Below are 20,280 nucleotides of genomic sequence, written 5' to 3'. Positions count from 1 at the left end.
CCGGCAGGCTCGGAAATCTTCAATTATGTGCTGCGGTTCCAGGTTGTTTCCTGAGAACCACACAGGGACGCGAACAAAATCTCGTAGCAGCGACTCGCTTTGAACGTTCAGTGTGTTCAAGCCACTCGGCCTATTAGTACCGGTCGACTCCACACGTTACCGCGCTTCCATCTCCGGCCTATCAACCCGGTCGTCTACCGGGGGCCTTACACCCACAAAGGAGTGGGAGAACTCATCTCGAGGAAGGCTTCCCGCTTAGATGCTTTCAGCGGTTATCCCGACCGAACGTAGCCAACCAGCCGTGCCCCTGGCGGGACAACTGGCACACCAGAGGTCCGTCCGTCCCGGTCCTCTCGTACTAGGGACAGACCCTCACAATTCTCCTACGCGCGCAGCGGATAGGGACCGAACTGTCTCGCGACGTTCTAAACCCAGCTCGCGTGCCGCTTTAATGGGCGAACAGCCCAACCCTTGGGACCTACTCCAGCCCCAGGATGCGACGAGCCGACATCGAGGTGCCAAACCATCCCGTCGATATGGACTCTTGGGGAAGATCAGCCTGTTATCCCCGGGGTACCTTTTAGCCGTTGAGCGACACCACTTCCACACGTAGGTGCCGGATCACTAGGCCCTGCTTTCGCACCTGCTCGACACGTCCGTCTCACAGTCAAGCTCCCTTGTGCCCTTACACTCGCCACCTGATTGCCAACCAGGCTGAGGGAACCTTTGGGCGCCTCCGTTACACTTTAGGAGGCAACCGCCCCAGTTAAACTACCCACCAGGCACTGTCCCCCACCCGGATACACGGGTGCGGGTTAGACGCTCAAAACGACCAGAGTGGTATTTCACCAACGACTCCACCGACACTGGCGTGCCGGCTTCACAGTCTCCCACCTATCCTACACAAGACGCTCCAAGCGCCAATGCCAAGCTATAGTGAAGGTCCCGGGGTCTTTCCGTCCTGCTGCGCGAAACGAGCATCTTTACTCGTACTGCAATTTCGCCGGGCCTGTGGTTGAGACAGCGGGGAAGTCGTTACGCCATTCGTGCAGGTCGGAACTTACCCGACAAGGAATTTCGCTACCTTAGGATGGTTATAGTTACCACCGCCGTTTACCGGCGCTTAGATTCTCAGCTTCGACCCCCGAAGAGATCTAACCGGTCCTCTTAACGTTCCGGCACCGGGCAGGCGTCAGTCCGTATACAGCGTCTTACGACTTCGCACGGACCTGTGTTTTTAGTAAACAGTCGCTTCCCCCTGGCCTCTGCGACCCCACCCAGCTCCGGAAGCACGTTCCTTCACCGGACGAGGCCCCCCTTCTCCCAAAGTTACGGGGGCAATTTGCCGAGTTCCTTAACCACAGTTCACCCGATCGCCTTGGTATTCTCTACCTGACCACCTGAGTCGGTTTAGGGTACGGGCCGCCAGTACACTCGCTAGAGGCTTTTCTCGACAGCATGGGATCACTCACTTCACCTAAAACGGCTCGGCATCAGCTCTCAGGATTCACGAGAGACGGATTTACCTGTCTCTCTCCCTACAGCCTTACCCCGGGACAACCATCGCCCGGGCTGAGCTACCCTCCTGCGTCACCCCATCACTCACCTACTACCCCCTCGGGTCGACCGCTAGGCCCAGAAGAAGCCCGAAGGCCCCAACCAGGATTCGGGGTCTTAGCATCAGAGGGTTCAGCGTTGGCGCATACCAGCGGGTACGGGAATATCAACCCGTTGTCCATCGACTACGCCTGTCGGCCTCGCCTTAGGTCCCGACTTACCCTGGGCGGATTAGCCTGCCCCAGGAACCCTTGGTCATCCGGCGCACACGTTTCTCACGTGTGACTCGCTACTCATGCCTGCATTCTCACTCCCGCAGCCTCCACCACTCGATCACTCGGCGGCTTCACCGGCTACAGGACGCTCCCCTACCCATCACACCCCGCAAGGAGTGCAATGCCACGGCTTCGGCGGTGTGCTTGAGCCCCGCTACATTGTCGGCGCGGAATCACTTGACCAGTGAGCTATTACGCACTCTTTCAAGGATGGCTGCTTCTAAGCCAACCTCCTGGTTGTCACAGCAACTCCACATCCTTTCCCACTTAGCACACGCTTAGGGGCCTTAGCCGATGATCTGGGCTGTTTCCCTCTCGACTACGAAGCTTATCCCCCGCAGTCTCACTGCCACGCTCTCACTTACCGGCATTCGGAGTTTGGCTGACGTCAGTAACCTTGTAGGGCCCATCAGCCATCCAGTAGCTCTACCTCCGGCAAGAAACACGCGACGCTGCACCTAAATGCATTTCGGGGAGAACCAGCTATCACGGAGTTTGATTGGCCTTTCACCCCTAACCACAGGTCATCCCCCAGGTTTTCAACCCTGGTGGGTTCGGGCCTCCACACCGTCTTACCGACGCTTCACCCTGCCCATGGCTAGATCACCCCGCTTCGGGTCTACAGCATGCGACTCAAACGCCCTATTCAGACTCGCTTTCGCTACGGCTACCCGCCACCGGTTAACCTCGCCACACACCATAACTCGCAGGCTCATTCTTCAAAAGGCACGCCATCACGAACAGGAGCAAGCTCCTGAGGACGCTCTGACGGCTTGTAGGCACACGGTTTCAGGTACTATTTCACGACCCCTCACCGGGGCACTTTTCACCTTTCCCTCACGGTACTGGTCCGCTATCGGTCACCAGGAAGTATTCAGCCTTACCACGTGGTCGTGGCAGATTCACACGGGATTTCACGGGCCCCGTGCTACTCGGGAACACACCCAAGAGACACCGCAGTTTCGTCTACCGGACTCTCACCGTCTACGGTCGGCCTTCCCATGCCGTTCGACTACCACGATATTTTGTAACTCTTCGACCCAGCGGCAGCTAGATCAGGATGGTCCCACAACCCCGCACACGCAACACCTGCCGGCTATCACACGCGCACGGTTTAGGCTAATCCGCTTTCGCTCACCACTACTCACGGAATCACTATTGTTTTCTCTTCCTGCGGGTACTGAGATGTTTCACTTCCCCGCGTTCCCACCAACCTGCCTATACATTCAGCAGGCGGCGACACCCCATGACGGGTGCCAGGTTTCCCCATTCGGAAATCCCCGGATCAAAGTCTGGTTGCCGACTCCCCGAGGCATATCGCAGGCTCCCACGTCCTTCATCGGCTCCTGATGCCAAGGCATCCACCGTATGCCCTTAAAAACTTGAACACACAAAACGATCAAAACAAATCGCAGACAAGACCCCAGCAACCTCCCGCCCCTCCCGAAGAAGGAACAGAAAGCAACGAGGTCTCGCCAGAGATGCTCGCGTCCACTGTGCAGTTCTCAAAAAACAACCGGGCCCACCAGCGCCACACCACCCATTGCAGGTGATGCGGCGTCTGGTCCCGCAGTCCGAGGTCACCTGGGCTTGCGCCCGTTCCCTCAGGACCCAACAGCGTGTCCAACCTGCCGACCGCCCGGGACTCACCGTTCCCACTCCCCGAGATGGTCTCCCATCCCAGGGCGGTACTAGCTGAGCCGCACGGCCAGCAGACTGAGTAGCCAGTGCTCCACATCTATGAGCAGCCACCTGACAGACACTCGCTGTCAACAGCGGCCACCGACTCAGACACCCCGAAGGGTCGATCCGAGCCAGTTGTGTGCTCCTTAGAAAGGAGGTGATCCAGCCGCACCTTCCGGTACGGCTACCTTGTTACGACTTCGTCCCAATCGCCGGCCCCACCTTCGACCGCTCCCCCCATTGCTGGTTGGGCCACGGGCTTCGGGTGTTGCCGACTTTCGTGACGTGACGGGCGGTGTGTACAAGGCCCGGGAACGTATTCACCGCAGCGTTGCTGATCTGCGATTACTAGCGACTCCGACTTCACGAAGTCGAGTTGCAGACTTCGATCCGAACTGAGACCGGCTTTAAGGGATTCGCTCCACCTCACGGTATCGCAGCCCTCTGTACCGGCCATTGTAGCATGTTTGCAGCCCAAGACATAAGGGGCATGATGACTTGACGTCATCCCCACCTTCCTCCGAGTTGACCCCGGCGGTCTCCCATGAGTCCCCACCACTACGTGCTGGCAACATGGAACGAGGGTTGCGCTCGTTGCGGGACTTAACCCAACATCTCACGACACGAGCTGACGACAGCCATGCACCACCTGTCACCGGCCCAAAAAGGACCCCGCATCTCTGCGGGATTTCCGGCGATGTCAAGCCTTGGTAAGGTTCTTCGCGTTGCGTCGAATTAAGCAACATGCTCCGCCGCTTGTGCGGGCCCCCGTCAATTCCTTTGAGTTTTAGCCTTGCGGCCGTACTCCCCAGGCGGGGCGCTTAATGCGTTAGCTACGGCGCGGAATCCGTGGAAGAACCCCACACCTAGCGCCCAACGTTTACGGCGTGGACTACCAGGGTATCTAATCCTGTTCGCTCCCCACGCTTTCGCTCCTCAGCGTCAGTACAGGCCCAGAGAACCGCCTTCGCCACCGGTGTTCCTCCCGATATCTGCGCATTTCACCGCTACACCGGGAATTCCATTCTCCCCTACCTGCCTCTAGTCTGCCCGTATCCACCGCAGACCCACGGTTAAGCCGTGGGCTTTCACGACAGACGCGACAAACCGCCTACGAGCTCTTTACGCCCAATAATTCCGGACAACGCTTGCGCCCTACGTATTACCGCGGCTGCTGGCACGTAGTTAGCCGGCGCTTCTTCTGCAGGTACCGTCACGTTAGCTTCGTCCCTGCTGAAAGAGGTTTACAACCCGAAGGCCGTCATCCCCCACGCGGCGTCGCTGCGTCAGGCTTCCGCCCATTGCGCAATATTCCCCACTGCTGCCTCCCGTAGGAGTCTGGGCCGTGTCTCAGTCCCAGTGTGACCGGTCGCCCTCTCAGGCCGGTTACCCGTCGTCGCCTTGGTAGGCCATCACCCCACCAACAAGCTGATAGGCCGCGAGCCCATCCCCAACCGAAAAACTTTCCACCGGCACTCCATGCGAAGGCCGGTCATATCCGGTATTAGACCCAGTTTCCCGGGCTTATCCCAGAGTCAGGGGCAGGTTGCTCACGTGTTACTCACCCGTTCGCCGCTCGAGTACCCCCGAAGGGGCCTTTCCGCTCGACTTGCATGTGTTAAGCACGCCGCCAGCGTTCGTCCTGAGCCAGGATCAAACTCTCCATTAAGGTCCAAACGACCAACCAGGGGGCGAACCCCAGCCGGCCAAACCTCGAAGAAAATCCCAGCAAAAGCACAACTCCGAAGAGTCGCGCATTGCCTCAAAGAAATCCCCACCATCAACCCGGAAGGGCTGACGGCCACGGGGCGACCCGGACTCCCCGAAGAGAGCACCGAGCCGATAAAGGCACTGGCTTTTAACACGCTGTTGAGTTCTCAAGAAACGGACACCCACCGCGCCGAACCCCGCTCTCGCGGACCCCGGCTCCGAGGCAACCCTTCAAGCTTACCCGATTCGTCCCGTTCATCCAACTTCGGGGCGGATCGTCCTCGTACGTCCCAATCGACGGAGACGTGTCTCCACCGGGCTGGTCTGCAGAGGATCCCCTTCGGGGCCGGCCGCCGGTTCCGGCGTCCCGCTCCCCCTTGGGGCGAGTAGAACATTAGATCCACCCGCCAGGAGCGTCAAATCGACCTCCGTGGCCGTGTAACCCCAGGTCAGATGTAGTTTTCCGGCCCTAGATGATGCCCGGCACAGCCGCTCGTAACCGCACTGTGACGTGTATCTACCGAAGTTTGGCCCGGTCATGGCGAACGCCCGCCCGGTGCGGGACCGGACGGGCGTTCGCGGGACGGTTCCCGACGGCTCAGGCCGTCGTCACCTCCACGCCTCCCACGTGCCGCTTGCCGCGCCGCAGGACGAGGAAGCGGCCGTGGAGGAGGTCGGACGGCGCCGGCACGGCGTCCTCCGACTCGACCTTGGCGTTGTTGAGGTACGCGCCGCCCTGGGCGATCGCGCGGCGCGCCTCGGACTTGCTCTTGCACAGGCCGGACTCCGCGAGGAGGTCCACCACGCTCGGCAGGTCACCGGACGGCACCTCGGCCCGCGGCACCTCCGCGAGCGCGGCCCTCAGCGTCCGCTCGTCCAGCTCCTCCAGGGAGCCCTGGCCGAACAGGGCGCGGGAGGCGGCGACGACGCGGGCGGTCTCGTCCGCGCCGTGGACCAGCGTGGTCATCTCCTCGGCGAGCGCCCGCTGCGGGGCGCGGGCCGCGGGGCGGTCGGCGCCCTGCTTCACCAGCTCCTCGATCTCCTCGCGCGGCCGGAAGCTGAAGAACTTCAGGAACTTGTCCACGTCCCGGTCGTCGGCGTTGATCCAGAACTGGTAGAACGCGTACGGCGAGGTCAGCTCCGCGTCGAGCCAGTAGGTCTCGCCGCCGGCGGTCTTGCCGAACTTCGACCCGTCCGCCTTGGTGAGCAGCGGCGTGGTCAGCGCGTGCGCGCTGCCGCCCTCGACGCGGCGGATCAGGTCGACGCCCGCGGTCAGGTTGCCCCACTGGTCGCTGCCGCCCGTCTGCAGCCGGCAGCCGTGCCGCCGGTACAGCTCCAGGAAGTCCATGGACTGGAGCAGCACGTAGCTGAACTCGGTGTAGCTCATGCCGGTCGAGTCGAGGCGGGCCTTGACCGTCTCCCGGGCGAGCATCCGGTTGACCGGGAAGTGCTTGCCGATGTCGCGCAGGAACTCGATGGCCGACATCGGGCCCGTCCAGTCGAGGTTGCTGACCATGGTGGCGCCGGTCGGCCCCTCGTGGAAGTCGAGGAACCCCGACACCTGGCCGCGGACCCGCTCGACCCAGGCGGCGACGGTCTCCTCCGAGTTCAGCACGCGCTCGGCGCTCTTGCCGCTCGGGTCTCCGATCAGCCCGGTGGCGCCGCCGACGAGGCCGATCGGCCGGTGCCCGGCCCGCTGGAAGCGCCGCAGCGTGAGGATCTGGATCAGGTTGCCGAGGTGCAGCGACGGCGCCGTCGGGTCGAAGCCGCAATAGAGCGTGACCGGTCCCGCGGCGAGCAAGGCCCGCAGATCGTCCAGGTCGGTGGACTGCGCGATCAGGCCGCGCCACGCGAGATCATCCAGGATGTCGGTCACGGTCTCCCTCGTCTCCGGCTTGCTTTCCGTACACCCACCAGACTGCACCGGCGGGCGCGTGTCACGCCAACGATATTCAACGGCCGGGGACGGCGCGGCGCGCGGGAGCCAAGAGGCGGCGGGTCAGCCGTCGGCGGGGACCTTCCGGCGCTGCCGCGGGACGTGCGGGCGGTACGGGGACACGGTCGGGTCACCGTCGATCCAGAACCGCCACGGCACCTCCTTGGCGCCGTTCACGCCGGTCCGCGGGCCGCTGCGGATCAGCGCGGGGTCGGCGGGCTCGCCCGCGAGGACGGTCATCTCCCCGCCGGGCGCGCACACGTCCAAGCCGTTCTGCTCGCGGGCGATGCCGAGGGCCTGGCAGAGCCGCGCCGGGCCGCGGGCCAGGTCCCGGACGGTCGAGCGCGGGCGCCGCGCCCGGGCGAGGTCCTCCCCCGCGATGATCTCGCCCGCGCGCAGCAGCACCGCCATGGACGTCCCGTCCGGGCCGCAGACCAGGTTCATGCAGAAGTGCATGCCGTAGGTGAAGTACACGTACACGTGCCCGGGCGGCCCGAACATGACCTCGTTGCGCCTGGTCCGCCCCCGGTAGGCGTGGGACGCGGGGTCGAGCGGCCCCGCGTACGCCTCCACCTCGGTGAGCCGGGCGGCCACCTCCCCCTCGGGGGTGCGGTGGGTGATCACGTGGCCGAGCAGCGACGGCGCGACCTCCTCCACCGGGCGGTCGAAGAAGTCCCGTGGCAGCAGCGCTCCGTCCATCGCCTCACCGTGGTCTAGGGGGCCGGTTCCGCCGGCCAGCCTATGCCGCCGCCCGCACCGCCCCGGACGCGGCCGTCAGTCCTCGGTGTCGGACGCCCACGCGGCGTGCCCGTTGACGAGGGCGCGCAGCGCCTCGATCTGCTCGCGGACGCGGTCGGGCGCCGTCCCGCCGTAGGCCTTGCGGGAGGCCAGGGCGCCCTGGACGTTCAGCACCTCGCGGACGTCGGGCGTCAGGTGCGGCGACACCTTGGCGAGCTCCTCGTCGGTGAGGTCGTCGAAGTCCTTGTCGTTGACCTGGCACCAGACGACGAGGTGGCCGACGACCTCGTGCGCGTCGCGGAACGCGGTGCCGCGCCGGACGAGCAGCTCGGCGAGGTCGGTCGCGAGGGCGAAGCCGTCGGGGGCGAGGGCCTCCAGGCGCTCGGTGTTGACCCGCATCGTCGCGATGAGCCCGGACATGGCCGGCAGGACGAGCAGCAGCGTCTCGACGGCGTCGAACGCGCCCTCCTTGTCCTCCTGCAGGTCGCGGTTGTAGGTGAGGGGCAGGCCCTTGAGGGTGGTGAGCAGGCCGACGAGGTGGCCGATGAGCCGGCCGGCCTTGCCGCGCGCCAGCTCGGCGACGTCGGGGTTCTTCTTCTGCGGCATGATCGACGACCCGGTGGCGTAGGTGTCGTCCATCTCGATCCAGCGGAACTCCTGCGAGGCCCAGAGGCAGATCTCCTCGCCGAGGCGCGACAGGTGCACGCCGACCAGCGCGGCGGCGAACAGGAACTCGGCGACGAAGTCGCGGTCGGCGACGGCGTCCATGGAGTTCGGCGCGGCGGCGTCGAAGCCGAGCTCGGCGGCGGTGGCCTGCGGGTCCAGCGGCAGCGACGAGCCGGCGAGCGCGCCGGAGCCGAGCGGGGACACGGCGGCGCGCCTGTCCCAGTCGCGAAGCCGGTCGATGTCGCGGGTGAGCGGCTGGACGTGCGCGAGGAGCTGGTGGGAGAACAGCACGGGCTGGGCGTGCTGCAGGTGCGTCATGCCGGGCGCGGCGACGCCGAGGTTGTGCTCGGCCTGCGCGATCAGCGCGGTCTCCAGCTCGACCAGCCGGGAGACGACCTGCCGGGCGTGGTCGCGCAGGTAGAGGCGCAGGTCGGTGGCGACCTGGTCGTTGCGGCTGCGGCCGGCGCGGAGCTTGCCGCCGAGGGCGCCGAGGCGCTCCAGCAGGCCGCGCTCCAGCGCGGTGTGGACGTCCTCGTCGGCGACCGTGGGCCGGAACTCGCCGGACCGGCACGCCTCCTCCAGGTCGTCCAGGGCACCGATCATGCGTTCCAGCTCGTCGTCGGTGAGCAGCCCGGCCCGGTTGAGGACGCGGGCGTGCGCGCGCGAGCCCATCAGGTCGTAGGGGGCGAGCCGCCAGTCGAACTGGACGCTCACCGAGAGCCGCGCGAGCGCGTCCGACGGGCCGCCTTCGAACCGGCCGCCCCACAGCCGCGTCGGTGCCTTCGTCACGAGAATTCCTCTTCTTCCCACCGCTGATCGTTTGTCGTCTGCGCGCCGCTCCACGGCAGGCGGGGACGCCCGCCGAGGGCGTCCCCGCGCATGGTGGCACGTCCGCCACAGGGTACGGCGTCCTTTGCGCCGCCCGCGGCGCGTCCGGTCAGGCGCCGGCGTCGCGGTCGCGCTTGGCGGCGATCTTGCTGGGCAGGCTCCACAGCTCGACGAAGCCCTTGGCGAGGCTCTGGTCGAAGGCGTCGCCGGTGTCGTAGGTGGCGAGGTCGTAGCTGTAGAGCGAGGCGGCGCTGCGCCGGCCGGTGACGACGGCGCGCCCGCCGTGCAGGGTCATCCGGACGTCGCCGGAGACGTGCTTCTGCGCGTCGGCGATGAAGGCGTCCAGGGACTCCTTCAGCGGCGAGAACCACAGGCCGTCGTAGACCAGCTCGCCCCAGCGCTGGTCGACGGACCGCTTGAAGCGGGCGAGGTCGCGCTCGACGGTGACGTTCTCCAGCTCCATGTGCGCGGCCATCAGCGCGATCGCGGCCGGGGCCTCGTACACCTCGCGGCTCTTGATGCCGACGAGCCGGTCCTCGACCATGTCGATGCGGCCGACGCCCTGCGCGCCCGCGCGCCGGTTCAGCTCGGCGACGACCTGGTACGGGGTGAGCGGCCGGCCGTCCAGCGCGACGGGCACGCCGGCCGCGAACGTGATGACGACCTCGTCGGCCTCGCGCGGCTCGGCCGGGTCGGCGGTGTACTCGTAGACGTCCTCGATGGGCCCGTTCCAGATGTCCTCCAGGAAGCCGGTCTCGACGGCGCGGCCCCACAGGTTCTGGTCGATGGAGTACGGCGACTTGGCCGACACGTCGATCGGGAGGCCCTTGTCCTCGGCGAAGGCGATGGCCTTGTCCCGCGTCCAGGCGAAGTCGCGGGCGGGCGCGATGACCTTGAGCCCGGGGTCGAGGGCCGACAGCCCGGCCTCGAACCGGACCTGGTCGTTGCCCTTGCCGGTGCAGCCGTGCGAGACGGTGGTGCCGCCGAACTCCTTCGCGGCCGCCACCAGGTGCTTGACGATCAGCGGCCGGGACAGCGCCGACACCAGCGGGTAGCGGTCCATGTAGAGGGCGTTGGCCTGCATGGCGGGGACGCAGAAGTCCGCGGCGAACTCCTCCCTGGCGTCCACGACGACGGCCTCGGCGGCGCCGCAGGCCAGGGCCCGCTTGCGGATGGTGTCGAGGTCCTCGCCGCCCTGGCCGACGTCGACGGCGACGGCGATGACCTCGCCGCCGGTCTGCTCGGCGAGGTACGGGATGGCGACGGAGGTGTCCAGGCCCCCGGAGTACGCGAGTACGACGCGCTCGCTCATGGTCTCTGTCTCCTGTGCGAAAGTGTGCGGATTCGAAAGGCTGGGATGCGGGGCCGCGCGCGGCCCCTAACTTCGTCGTTCGCGCCCGCCCGTCAGCCTGAGGAGCGCCTGCGCGACGTCCTCCCCGCCGGTCGGGTCGCGGGCGATGACGAGGATCGAGTCGTCGCCGGCGACGGTGCCGAGGATCGTCGGCCACTCGGCGTGGTCGATCGCCGAGGCCAGGTACTGCGCGGCCCCGGGCGGGGTCCGCACCATGACCAGGTTGGCCGACGCCTCGGCCGAGACGAGCAGCTCCGCGGCGAGCCGGGAGAGCCGTCCGGTGAAGGTCTCGGCGGCCCCGGTGCGGGCCCGCCGGATCCGCTCGCCGCCCTCTCCGGGGACGGCGTAGATCAGGCTGCCGTCGTCGGCGCGCAGCTTCACCGCGCCGATCTCGACCAGGTCGCGCGAGAGCGTGGCCTGGGTGACCTCGACGCCGTCGTCGCCGAGGAGCTTCGCGAGCTCCCCCTGCGAGTGGACGGGGTGCCGGGTCAGCAGCTCGATCACCCGGGCGTGCCGGGCGGCCTTGGTCATGGGGGTGGTCACCGGGAGCGCTCCAGCAGCCAGACGAGCAGCGCCTTCTGGGCGTGCAGCCGGTTCTCCGCCTCGTCCCAGACGCGGCTCTGGGGGCCGTCCAGGACGGAGGCGGCGATCTCCTTCCCGCGGTAGGCGGGCAGGCAGTGCAGGACGACCGCGGCCGGGTCGGCGAGGGCGAGCAGCTCCTCGGTCACGGCGTAGGGCGCGTAGAGCGAGGTGTCCTTGCCGTCCTGGCCCATCGAGACCCAGGTGTCGGTGGCGAGGACGTCGGCTCCGGCGGCGGCCTGCGCGGCGTCGTCGGTGACGGTCACGGACCCGCCGGTGGCGGCGGCGATCTCGGTGGCGCGGGCGACGACGGCGGGGTGCGGCGGCAGCGACGCGGGGGCGCCGACACGGACGTGCATCCCGGCGGTGGCGCAGCCGAGCAGGTAGGAGTGCGCCATGTTGTTGGCGCCGTCGCCGAAGTAGGCGAGGACGGCGCCGGCGAGGTCGCCCTTGGCCTCCCGGACGGTCTGCAGGTCGGCGAGGATCTGGCAGGGGTGGAACTCGTCGGTGAGGGCGTTGACGACCGGGACGGTGGTGCCGGCGGCCATCTCGTCGATGCGCTCCTGCCCGGCGGTCCGCCACACGATGGCGCTGACCTGCCGCTCCAGGACGCGGGCGGTGTCGGCGATGGTCTCGCCGCGGCCGAGCTGGCTCGTCCCGGCGTCCATGACGAGGGGGTTGCCGCCCAGTTCGGCGATGCCGGCGGTGAACGACAGCCGGGTCCGGGTGGAGGGCTTGTCGAACAGGACGGCGACGGACCGGGGACCCTCCAGCGGCCGGTGGGCGAACCGGTCCTTCTTCACCTTCGCGGCGAGGTCGAGGACCTCGGCCTGCTCGGCGGGGGCCAGGTCGTCGTCGCGGAGGAAGTGCCTGGTCATGGTCATCCCTCCTGTCCGGCGGCGGCGGCGAGGATCGCCGGGAACGCGTCGGTGAACGACCGCACCTGCGCGGTGGTGATGACGAGCGGCGGCGCGATCCGCAGCGCGTCCGGCTGCACGGCGTTGATCAGGAAGCCGGCGTCGCGGGCGGCGGCCTCCACGGCGGGCGCGTGCGGCCCGGTGAGGACGGCGGCGCGCCACAGCCCGCGGCCCCGCACGCCCGCGAGCAGCGGGTGCTCGATGGCGCCGAGCCCGGCGGCCAGGACGTCCCCGGCCGCGACGGCGTTGGCGAGCAGGCCGTCCTCGTCGATGGTGCTGAGGACGGCGAGGGCCGCGGCGGCGGCGACCGGGTTCCCGCCGAAGGTGCTGCCGTGGTCGCCCTTGGCGAACAGGTCGCCGTGCGGGCCGAACGCGACGCACGCCCCGATCGGCAGGCCCCCGCCGAGCCCCTTGGCGAGGGTGATGACGTCGGGCCGGACGCCCTCGTGCTCGAACGCGAACCAGGTGCCGGTGCGGCCGATCGCCGACTGGATCTCGTCGGCGACGAGCAGCGCGCCGGCGGCGTCGCAGATCTCGCGGGCGGCCGTGAGGTAGCCCGCGGGCGGCGGGACGACCCCGCCCTCGCCCTGCGTGGGCTCCAGGAACACGGCGGCGCAGTCGGCGCCGACGGCGGCCTTCAGCGCGTCCGCGTCACCGTAGGGGACGAAGCGGACGTCGATGGCGAACGGCCCGAACGGCTCCCGGATGGAGGCCTTGCCGGTCAGCGACAGCGCGCCCATGCTCCGGCCGTGGAACCCGTTCTCCGCGGCGACGAAGTACGACCGGCCGTTCGCCCTGCCGTACTTGATCGCGAGCTTGAGCGCGCACTCGTTGGCCTCGGTGCCGCTGTTGGCGAGGAACACCCTCCCGTCGCCGCCGAGCAGGTCCCGCAGCCGCTCGGCGAGCAGCACCTCCGGCTCGTTGAGGAAGAGGTTGGAGGTGTGCGCGAGGGTGGCGACCTGCGACGACACCGCCTCGACGAGGGCGGGGTGCCCGTGCCCGAGCGAGGTGACCGCGATTCCGGCGATCAGGTCGAGGTACTCGCGGCCGGCGGTGTCCCAGACCCGGCAGCCCTCGCCGCGCGCCAGCGCCACCGGCGGCACCCCGTAGTTCGGCATGAACGCGGTCTCGAACCGCTCCCGCAGGCCGCTCACGGCGCCGCCTCCGGCTCCGGCGCGGCGCCCGGGAGGCTGGGCAGCACCATCGTTCCGATCCCTTCGTCGGTGAAGATCTCCAGCAGCAGCGAGTGCGGGACGCGGCCGTCCAGCACGTGGGCCTGCGGGACGCCGCCGCGCACGGCGGTCAGGCAGGCCTCCATCTTCGGCACCATCCCGGCCGACAGGCCCGGCAGCAGCGCGGCCAGCTCGTCGGTGGTGAGGCCGTCGATCACGTCGTCGCTGTCCGGCCAGTTCGCGTACAGGCCGTCGACGTCGGTGAGCACGACGAGCTTCGCCGCGTCCAGCGCGACGGCCAGCGCCGCGGCGGCGGTGTCGGCGTTGACGTTGTAGACCTCGCCGTCGTCGCCGCGCGCGATGCTGGACACGACCGGGACGCGGCCGTCGTCCAGCAGCGCCCGGACGGCGCCGACCTGGACCTCGACGATCTCGCCGACCTGGCCGATGTCGACCTTCTCGCCGTCGACGACCGCGTGCTTGCGCTCGGCGGTGAGCAGGTTCGCGTCCTCGCCGGACATGCCGAGCGCGAACGGGCCGTGCCGGTTGATGAGCCCGACGACGTCGCGCTGCACCTGCCCGGTCAGCACCATCCGGACGACCTCCATGGCCTCCGGCGTGGTGACCCGCAGCCCGGCGGTGAACGTCGAGTCGATGCCGTTGCGGGCGAGCGCGGCGTTGATCTGCGGGCCGCCGCCGTGCACGATCACCGGCTTCAGCCCGGCGTAGCGCAGGAACACGATGTCCTCGGCGAACGAGTGCCGCAGTGCCTCGTCGGTCATCGCGTGGCCGCCGTACTTGATCACGACGGTCTTGCCGTGGAAGCGCTCCAGCCACGGCAGCGCCTTGATGAGCGTCTCCGCCTTCGGCAGCACGCCCGCCCGGTTGCCGCGGATCCGCGATCCGCTGGTGATCGCGCTCATGTCGAGTACGCCGAGTTCTCGTGGACGTAGTCGGCGGTGAGGTCGGTCGTCCAGACGGTGGCGCTGTGCGGGCCCGCCGCGAGGTCGACGGTGATCGTCACGTCCCGGGGGCGCAGGTCGACCTTGTCGCGGTCGTCGCCGGACGCGCCGTTGCGGCACACCCACACGCCGTTGATCGCGACGTTGAGGTGGTCGGGCTCGAACACCGCGTCGGTGGTGCCGACCGCCGACAGCACCCGGCCCCAGTTCGGGTCCTCGCCGTGGACGGCGCACTTGAGCAGGTTGTTGCGGGCGATGGACCGCCCGACGGTGACGGCGTCGTCCTCGGACGCGGCGCCGACGACCTCGATCGCGATGGCCTTGGACGCGCCCTCGGCGTCCACCAGCAGCTGCCGGGTCAGGTCGGCGCACACCTCGGTGAGCAGCGCGGTGAACTCCTCCTCGTCCGGAACGGTCCCGGCGGCGCCGGACGCCAGCAGCAGGACGGTGTCGTTGGTGGACATGCAGCCGTCGGAGTCGAGCCGGTCGAGGGTGGCGCCGGTCGCCGCGCGCAGCGCCCGGTCGAGGGTCTCGGCGGGCAGGTCGGCGTCGGTGGTGACCACGCAGAGCATGGTGGCCAGCGACGGCGCGAGCATGCCGGCGCCCTTGGCCATCGCGCCGATCATGTAGCCGCCCGCGCCCTGCCGGAAGGAGATCTTCGCGACGGTGTCGGTGGTGCGGATCGCGTCGGCGGCGGCGAGCCCGCCGTCGCCGCGCGACAGCTCGGCGGCGGCCTTGCCGACGCCGGGCAGCAGCAGGTCCATGGGGAGCCGCTCGCCGATCAGCCCGGTGGAGCAGACCGCGATCTCGCCGGCGGAGTCCGCCAGCAGCTCGGCCGCCTTCTCGGCGGTGGCGTGGGTGTCCTGGAAGCCGGGGGCGCCGGTGCAGGCGTTGGCGCCGCCCGCGTTGAGCACGACCGCGCGGACGCGGCCGCCGGCGAGGACCTGCTCGGACCACAGGACGGGCGCGGCCTTCACGCGGTTGCGGGTGAAGACGCCGGCCGCCGCGCGGGACGGTCCGTCGTTGACGACGAGGGCCAGGTCGCGGTTGCCGCTGGGCTTGAGCCCGGCGACGACGCCCGCGGCGCGGAAACCCCGGGGGGCGGTGACGCTCAAGGGGACACTCCGATCGTGGTGAGCCCGAGTTCTTCCGGGAGGCCGAGGGCGATGTTGGCGCTCTGGACCGCGCCGCCCGCGGTGCCCTTGGCGAGGTTGTCGACGGCGGCGACCACGACGATGCGGCCCGCCGCCTCGTCCAGGGCCGTCTGGAGGAGGACGGTGTTCGCGCCGAGCGTCATGGACGTGGCGGGCCAGCGGCCCTCGGGGAGCAGGCCGGCGAACGGCTCGGCGGCGTAGGCCTCGGTGTAGGCGGCGCGCAGCGCCGCGGCGGTCGTGCCGGGGCGGGCCTTGGCCGTGCAGGTGGCGAGGATGCCGCGGCTCATCGGCGCGAGCGTCGGGGTGAAGGAGACCGTGACCGGCTCCCCCGCGGCGGCGCTGAGGTTCTGCACCATCTCGGGCGTATGCCTATGCGTCCCGCCGACGCCGTAGGCGGACATCGAGCCCATCACCTCGCTGCCGAGCAGGTGCGGCTTGAGGGCCCGTCCCGCGCCGGAGGTGCCGGACGCGGCGACGACGACGGCGTCGGGCTCGGCGAGCCCGGCCGCGTACGCGGGGGCCAGCGCGAGCGACACCGCGGTCGGGTAGCAGCCCGGGACGGCGATCCGCCGTGCGCCGCGCAGCGCCTCGCGGTGGCCGGGCAGCTCGGGCAGCCCGTAGGGCCAGGTGCCCGCGTGGGGGGTGCCGTAGAACGCCTCCCAGGCGGCCGCGTCGGCGAGCCGGTGGTCCGCGCCGCAGTCGATGACCAGCACGTCCTCGCCGAGCCGCGCGGCGAGCGGCCCGGACTGGCCGTGCGGCAGCGCCAGGAACACCACGTCGTGGCCGGACAGGGTCTCGGGGGTGGTCTCGGCCAGGACGCGCCCGGCCAGGGATCGCAGGTGGGGCTGGTGCGCGCCCAGCTCGGTGCCGGCGTTGGAGCCCGCCGTCAGCGCGCCGATCTCGAACTCTGGATGTCCCGCCAGGATGCGCAGCAGCTCGCCGCCCGCGTAACCGCTGGCGCCGGCGACCGCCGTCCGGATTCCCATCTCCCCGCCCTCTCGAAGACAACAAGCAAGAGTATGCAGGACCATGGATGTCTATTCAACGCCAGGGTCCGGTTTTCCCACCTGCTGAGATGAGCGCCACAGCGAGTATTTAGAGGGCTAAAGATTTGCCATCTAAAGTTCAGGGCTCTAACATCACCGCCATGGGCGGTTTCGGGATCGACGACCTCAAGATGTACGGCCCCAGGGAGGAGTGGCCGGTCGGCAGGCTCTTCGGCGCGGCCTCGCGGCTGTCGGGCCCCGTGGTCTGGCGGATCGTCGAGCGGCACGGCATCAGCCCCGCCGGGTACTTCCTGCTGCGGCTGCTGATCGTCGAGGACGGCCTGCGCCCGGGCGAGGTCGCCAAGCGGCTGCACGTCACCCCCGCGACGATCACCTCGGTGGTCGACACGCTGGAGCGCAACGGGCACGTCCGGCGCGAGCCCTCCCACCGCGACCGGCGCGGGGTCATGCTGCGCATCACCGACGCCGGCCGCGAGCTGCTCGCCGAGAAGGCCGAACCCATCGGCCGGGACCTCGGCCGCCTCTACGACGTCGTCGGCGAGGAGGACGTGGAGGCCGTCCGCCGGTTCCTGCTCAAGCTGATCGAGCGATTCGAGAACTACTCCCACGACGACTGCCGGCTCCACGGCGACGACTCCCACGACGACGACCTGCACGACGACGAGCTCCACGACAACGACCTGCACGACAGCGACGACGAGGAAGCGGAGGGAGACGGCGCATGACCGAATCCCCGGAAGCGGCCGTCCGGACGGCCGGCCTGCGCAAGACCTATCCCGCGTCCGGGCCCCGCCCTGAGGTGCGCGCGGTGCGGGGCATCGACCTGGACGTCCCGCGCGGCGAGTTCTTCGGGCTGCTCGGCCCGAACGGCGCCGGCAAGTCCACCACCATCGGCATGCTCACCACGCTGGTCGTCCCGACGGGCGGCAGCGCGCACGTGACCGGCCTGGACGTGGTGCGGGACGCCGTCGAGATCAAGCGGCGCATCGGCGTGGTGTCGCAGAACAACACGCTGGACAGCGACCTCACCGTCGCCGAGAACCTGGAGTTCCGCGGCCGCTACTTCGGCCTCGGAGCCCGCGACGCGCGCCGCCGCGCGGGCGAGTTGCTGGAGCTGTTCGGGCTCACCGAGCAGCGCGGCGGCAACCCGTTCGAGATCTCCGGCGGGCAGGCCAAGCGGGTGATGATCTGCCGGGCCCTCATGCACGGGCCCGAGGTGCTGTTCCTGGACGAGCCGACCGCCGGCCTCGACCCGCAGACCCGCACCAACCTGTGGGAGGTGCTGCGCGGCCTCCAGGCGGCCGGGCAGACGATCGTCCTCACCACCCACTACATGGAGGAGGCCGAGGCGCTCTGCGACCGGGTCGCGGTCGTCGACCACGGCACGGTCCTCGCCAGCGGCACCGTCGACCAGCTGAAGTCCAGCGCCGGCGCCGACACCGTCATCACCGTCAGCTACGACGCCCCCGCCCCGCGGGAGATCGAGAAGCTCTCCGACCGGGAGGGCATCAGCAAGGTCGAGGTCACCGACGGCCAGGTCCGGGTGTTCGCCGCCGCCCCCGACGGCATCCTCGGCGAGCTCGTCACGATCGGCTCCGCCGCCGGCGTCGGCGTCACCGACGCCACCCAGCTCCGGCCCAGCCTGGAGACCGTCTTCCTCACCCTCACCGGAAGGGACTACCGCGAATGACCGCCTCCACGGCCCCCGCCGTCCTCGCCCCGCCGCCGCCGGCGCGGGCGACGGTCCCGCGCACGTTCGCCGCGATGATGGCCCGCGAGGCGCGGGTCATGCGCAAGAACTTCCTGTCGACGTTCGTCCGGGTGCTGGTGCAGCCGGTGATGTTCGTGTTCGTGTTCGCCTACGTCCTGCCGAAGCTCGGCGGCGGCGCGATGGCGGGCGGGCCGGGCGGACCGTCGTTCTCCACCATCCTGCTGCCCGGCCTGGTCGGCTCGTCCATCATCATGCAGGCGATGATGGCGGTGATCTTCCCGCTGATGATGGAGCTGACCTGGCAGAAGTCGATCACCGACCGGGCGCTGGCACCGGTGCCGGTGCCGCTGCTGGCCGCGCAGAAGATCATCGCCGCGGCGGCGCAGGGGCTGATCGGCGGGCTGCTGGTCTTCCCGGCGGTGCTGTTCATCCACGCCGAGGGCGAGGCGCCCTCGGTGCACGTCGGCAACTGGCCGGTGCTGATCCTGGTCATGGTGGCCGGGTCGCTGCTGTCGGCGGCGGGCGGCCTGCTGCTCGGCACGATCATGAACCCGCAGAAGGTCCAGGTCCTGTTCGCGATGGTGCTGCTGCCGATGACGATGCTCGGCTGCGTGTACTACCCGTGGTCGGCGCTGGAGAACATCCGCTGGCTGCAGATCGCCAGCCTGTTCAACCCCCTCGTCTACGTCAGCGAGGGGCTGCGGAGCGCGCTCACTCCGGACATCCCGCACATGCCCGTGTGGGCGTTCCTGCTGGCCATCGTCGGCGGGACGGTCCTGCTGACGTGGGCCGCGATGCGCACGTTCACCAAGCGCGTCCTCACCTGACCCGGCGCGCGAGCGGGGCCCGGAGGTTTTGCCATCCCCCGGGCCCCTGTGGTTGCCGCCCAATTCGCACACCGGTGCCAGGCGGACGCGGATCATCCTGAAAGCTCCAGCGCGTTGCCGTTACGCCATCGCCCCACGAGCGGAGCGAGCCGGATTCGAACCGGCATTTCCGGAGTCGCCGTCCACGTCCGAGCGGACCGGTGATGAGCGGCGGATGCTGAGCTTCGAGCGAGAATCTGAGGTTGAGCGGGCGGCTGCCTCTACCGGTTGGGCCACCCCGGCACGGGTGCCGGGGGCGGGACTCGAACCCGCACTGAACGCTCACCCTGGTCAGCTTCGGCTTCAGCTTCAGCTTGCGCTCTCGCGCACCCCCCGCGCGGCGGGGGGAGTCTGTTGAGTTGTCACGGGCCGCCGGCCGCGGCGCGGCGGCCGCGGCCGGGTCAGCCGAAGATGTAGCCGAACACCGCGTCACCGACGCGCTGGTCGGTCACCTCGGCGCCGTTGGCCTCCTCCCGGGCGAACTTCACCGCGTCCCGCACCCGCTCCACGCGGTCGAGCAGCTCGTTGACCCGCCGGGCGGGCAGCGCGCCGGAGAACTTCAGCGTCGTCCAGTGGCCGACGGCGATGTCCTCGTAGTAGACCTCGACCTGCGCCGGGTGCTTGTCGGTCGCCTCCGCCTTGACGTGGTTGCGCGGCACCTTCTTGGTCTTCACCGTGCGGACGGGCTCGGTCCGCCACACGTCGGTGGACGGGTCGAAGGTCCACGTCTCGGCCGCGTCCAGGATCGGCAGCTTGCGCAGGAAGGCGTGCAGGTCGGTCAGCTGCTTCTCCAGGAACAGCAGGTACGTGACCGGCACGTCGCGCAGCAGGGTGGTGCCGTCCACGGCCACGTCGGCGCGGGCGACGCAGTTCGCCCAGTCCTTGGTGGCGGTGACGTCGAGCAGCCGCGTGAGCGAGCGCGTCACGTCGCGCAGCACGCCCTCCACCGTGACCTGGACGCGGGTGGACTCGGCGGGCAGCTGCTCGCCGTCCTCGTCCTTCGGCTGGTAGGTCCGCGAGATGCCCGACAGCAGCGGGGCCTTCTGCGTCGACTGGTGCGCCGCCGCCAGGTCCTGGGCGGACTTGCTCTTCACGCCCTTCTCGACCGCGATGATCTGGTTGAGCTTCGTCGGCATCCCGTTCACTTCCCCTCGTTCGCGACACGACC

The 20,280-nt window shown here is 69.0% G+C and carries 14 protein-coding genes and 2 rRNA genes; 3 read left to right on the top strand and 13 right to left on the bottom strand.

Features of this window, described 5'->3' with window-relative positions:
- Nucleotides 1-112: 112 nt before the first annotated feature.
- The 12 genes from HUT06_RS19190 to argC form a co-directional block, all read right to left on the bottom strand.
- Nucleotides 113-3,220, bottom strand: a 23S ribosomal RNA gene (locus HUT06_RS19190).
- 445 nt (nucleotides 3,221-3,665) lie between these two features.
- Nucleotides 3,666-5,184 (bottom strand): 16S ribosomal RNA (locus HUT06_RS19185).
- The 16S and 23S rRNA genes sit together here, the layout of an rRNA operon.
- Nucleotides 5,185-5,823: 639 nt before the next feature.
- Entirely contained in the window at nucleotides 5,824-7,101 is a 1,278-nt protein-coding gene (gene tyrS / locus HUT06_RS19180) for a tyrosine--tRNA ligase (RefSeq protein ID WP_176196996.1), read from the bottom strand.
- Between the two features lie 123 nt (nucleotides 7,102-7,224).
- Nucleotides 7,225-7,860, bottom strand: coding sequence for a DNA-3-methyladenine glycosylase (locus HUT06_RS19175; protein ID WP_176196995.1), 636 nt, complete (start codon nucleotides 7,858-7,860; stop codon nucleotides 7,225-7,227).
- A 75-nt stretch (nucleotides 7,861-7,935) separates the two neighbouring features.
- Nucleotides 7,936-9,354: an argininosuccinate lyase gene (argH, locus tag HUT06_RS19170; protein ID WP_176196994.1), complete on the bottom strand. Its 1,419-nt coding sequence runs from the start codon at nucleotides 9,352-9,354 to the stop codon at nucleotides 7,936-7,938.
- 148 nt (nucleotides 9,355-9,502) lie between these two features.
- Nucleotides 9,503-10,705 (bottom strand): argininosuccinate synthase, encoded by a 1,203-nt coding sequence (locus tag HUT06_RS19165; protein WP_176196993.1) that lies wholly within the window; start codon nucleotides 10,703-10,705, stop codon nucleotides 9,503-9,505.
- Nucleotides 10,706-10,771: 66 nt separating this feature from the next.
- Complete coding sequence (locus HUT06_RS19160; RefSeq protein ID WP_176201466.1) at nucleotides 10,772-11,275, bottom strand: arginine repressor; 504 nt, start codon at nucleotides 11,273-11,275, stop codon at nucleotides 10,772-10,774.
- An 8-nt stretch (nucleotides 11,276-11,283) separates the two neighbouring features.
- A complete protein-coding gene (gene argF, locus HUT06_RS19155; RefSeq protein ID WP_176196992.1) occupies nucleotides 11,284-12,201 on the bottom strand; it encodes an ornithine carbamoyltransferase in 918 nt (305 codons plus the stop codon).
- A 2-nt stretch (nucleotides 12,202-12,203) separates the two neighbouring features.
- Nucleotides 12,204-13,358, bottom strand: a complete 1,155-nt coding sequence (locus HUT06_RS19150) for an acetylornithine transaminase (protein WP_176201467.1) — start codon at nucleotides 13,356-13,358, stop codon at nucleotides 12,204-12,206.
- Nucleotides 13,359-13,390: 32 nt separating this feature from the next.
- Nucleotides 13,391-14,335 carry an acetylglutamate kinase gene (gene argB / locus HUT06_RS19145; protein WP_176196991.1) on the bottom strand — a complete coding sequence of 315 codons (945 nt, stop codon included), beginning with the start codon at nucleotides 14,333-14,335 and terminating at the stop codon, nucleotides 13,391-13,393.
- Nucleotides 14,332-15,489: a bifunctional glutamate N-acetyltransferase/amino-acid acetyltransferase ArgJ gene (gene argJ / locus HUT06_RS19140; protein ID WP_176196990.1), complete on the bottom strand. Its 1,158-nt coding sequence runs from the start codon at nucleotides 15,487-15,489 to the stop codon at nucleotides 14,332-14,334. Before argJ ends, argB begins: the two co-directional genes overlap by 4 nt.
- Nucleotides 15,486-16,514 (bottom strand): N-acetyl-gamma-glutamyl-phosphate reductase, encoded by a 1,029-nt coding sequence (gene argC, locus HUT06_RS19135; RefSeq protein ID WP_176196989.1) that lies wholly within the window; start codon nucleotides 16,512-16,514, stop codon nucleotides 15,486-15,488. Before argC ends, argJ begins: the two co-directional genes overlap by 4 nt.
- 161 nt (nucleotides 16,515-16,675) lie before the next feature.
- On the opposite strand from argC, the gene HUT06_RS19130 reads away from it, so the two are divergent.
- The 3 genes from HUT06_RS19130 to HUT06_RS19120 are packed head-to-tail and all read left to right on the top strand — an operon-like array spanning nucleotide 16,676 to nucleotide 19,073.
- A complete protein-coding gene (locus tag HUT06_RS19130) occupies nucleotides 16,676-17,260 on the top strand; it encodes a MarR family winged helix-turn-helix transcriptional regulator (protein ID WP_176196988.1) in 585 nt (194 codons plus the stop codon).
- Nucleotides 17,257-18,225, top strand: a complete 969-nt coding sequence (locus HUT06_RS19125) for an ATP-binding cassette domain-containing protein (RefSeq protein WP_176196987.1) — start codon at nucleotides 17,257-17,259, stop codon at nucleotides 18,223-18,225. Before HUT06_RS19130 ends, HUT06_RS19125 begins: the two co-directional genes overlap by 4 nt.
- On the top strand, nucleotides 18,222-19,073 hold the full coding sequence (locus tag HUT06_RS19120) for an ABC transporter permease (RefSeq protein WP_176196986.1): 852 nt from the start codon (nucleotides 18,222-18,224) through the stop codon (nucleotides 19,071-19,073). The genes HUT06_RS19125 and HUT06_RS19120 overlap by 4 nt, the downstream gene beginning before the upstream one ends.
- A gap of 440 nt (nucleotides 19,074-19,513) precedes the next feature.
- On the opposite strand, the gene HUT06_RS19115 is transcribed toward HUT06_RS19120, so the two are convergent.
- The gene (locus HUT06_RS19115) at nucleotides 19,514-20,248 is read right to left on the bottom strand and encodes a hypothetical protein (protein ID WP_176196985.1); all 735 of its coding nucleotides are present in this window, start codon (nucleotides 20,246-20,248) and stop codon (nucleotides 19,514-19,516) included.
- Nucleotides 20,249-20,280 lie beyond the last annotated feature (32 nt).

Origin of the sequence: Actinomadura sp. NAK00032 (assembly GCF_013364275.1) — a bacterium.
In the GTDB taxonomy this organism is placed as follows: domain Bacteria; phylum Actinomycetota; class Actinomycetes; order Streptosporangiales; family Streptosporangiaceae; genus Spirillospora.
This window is presented reverse-complemented; position numbering and strand designations above follow the sequence as displayed.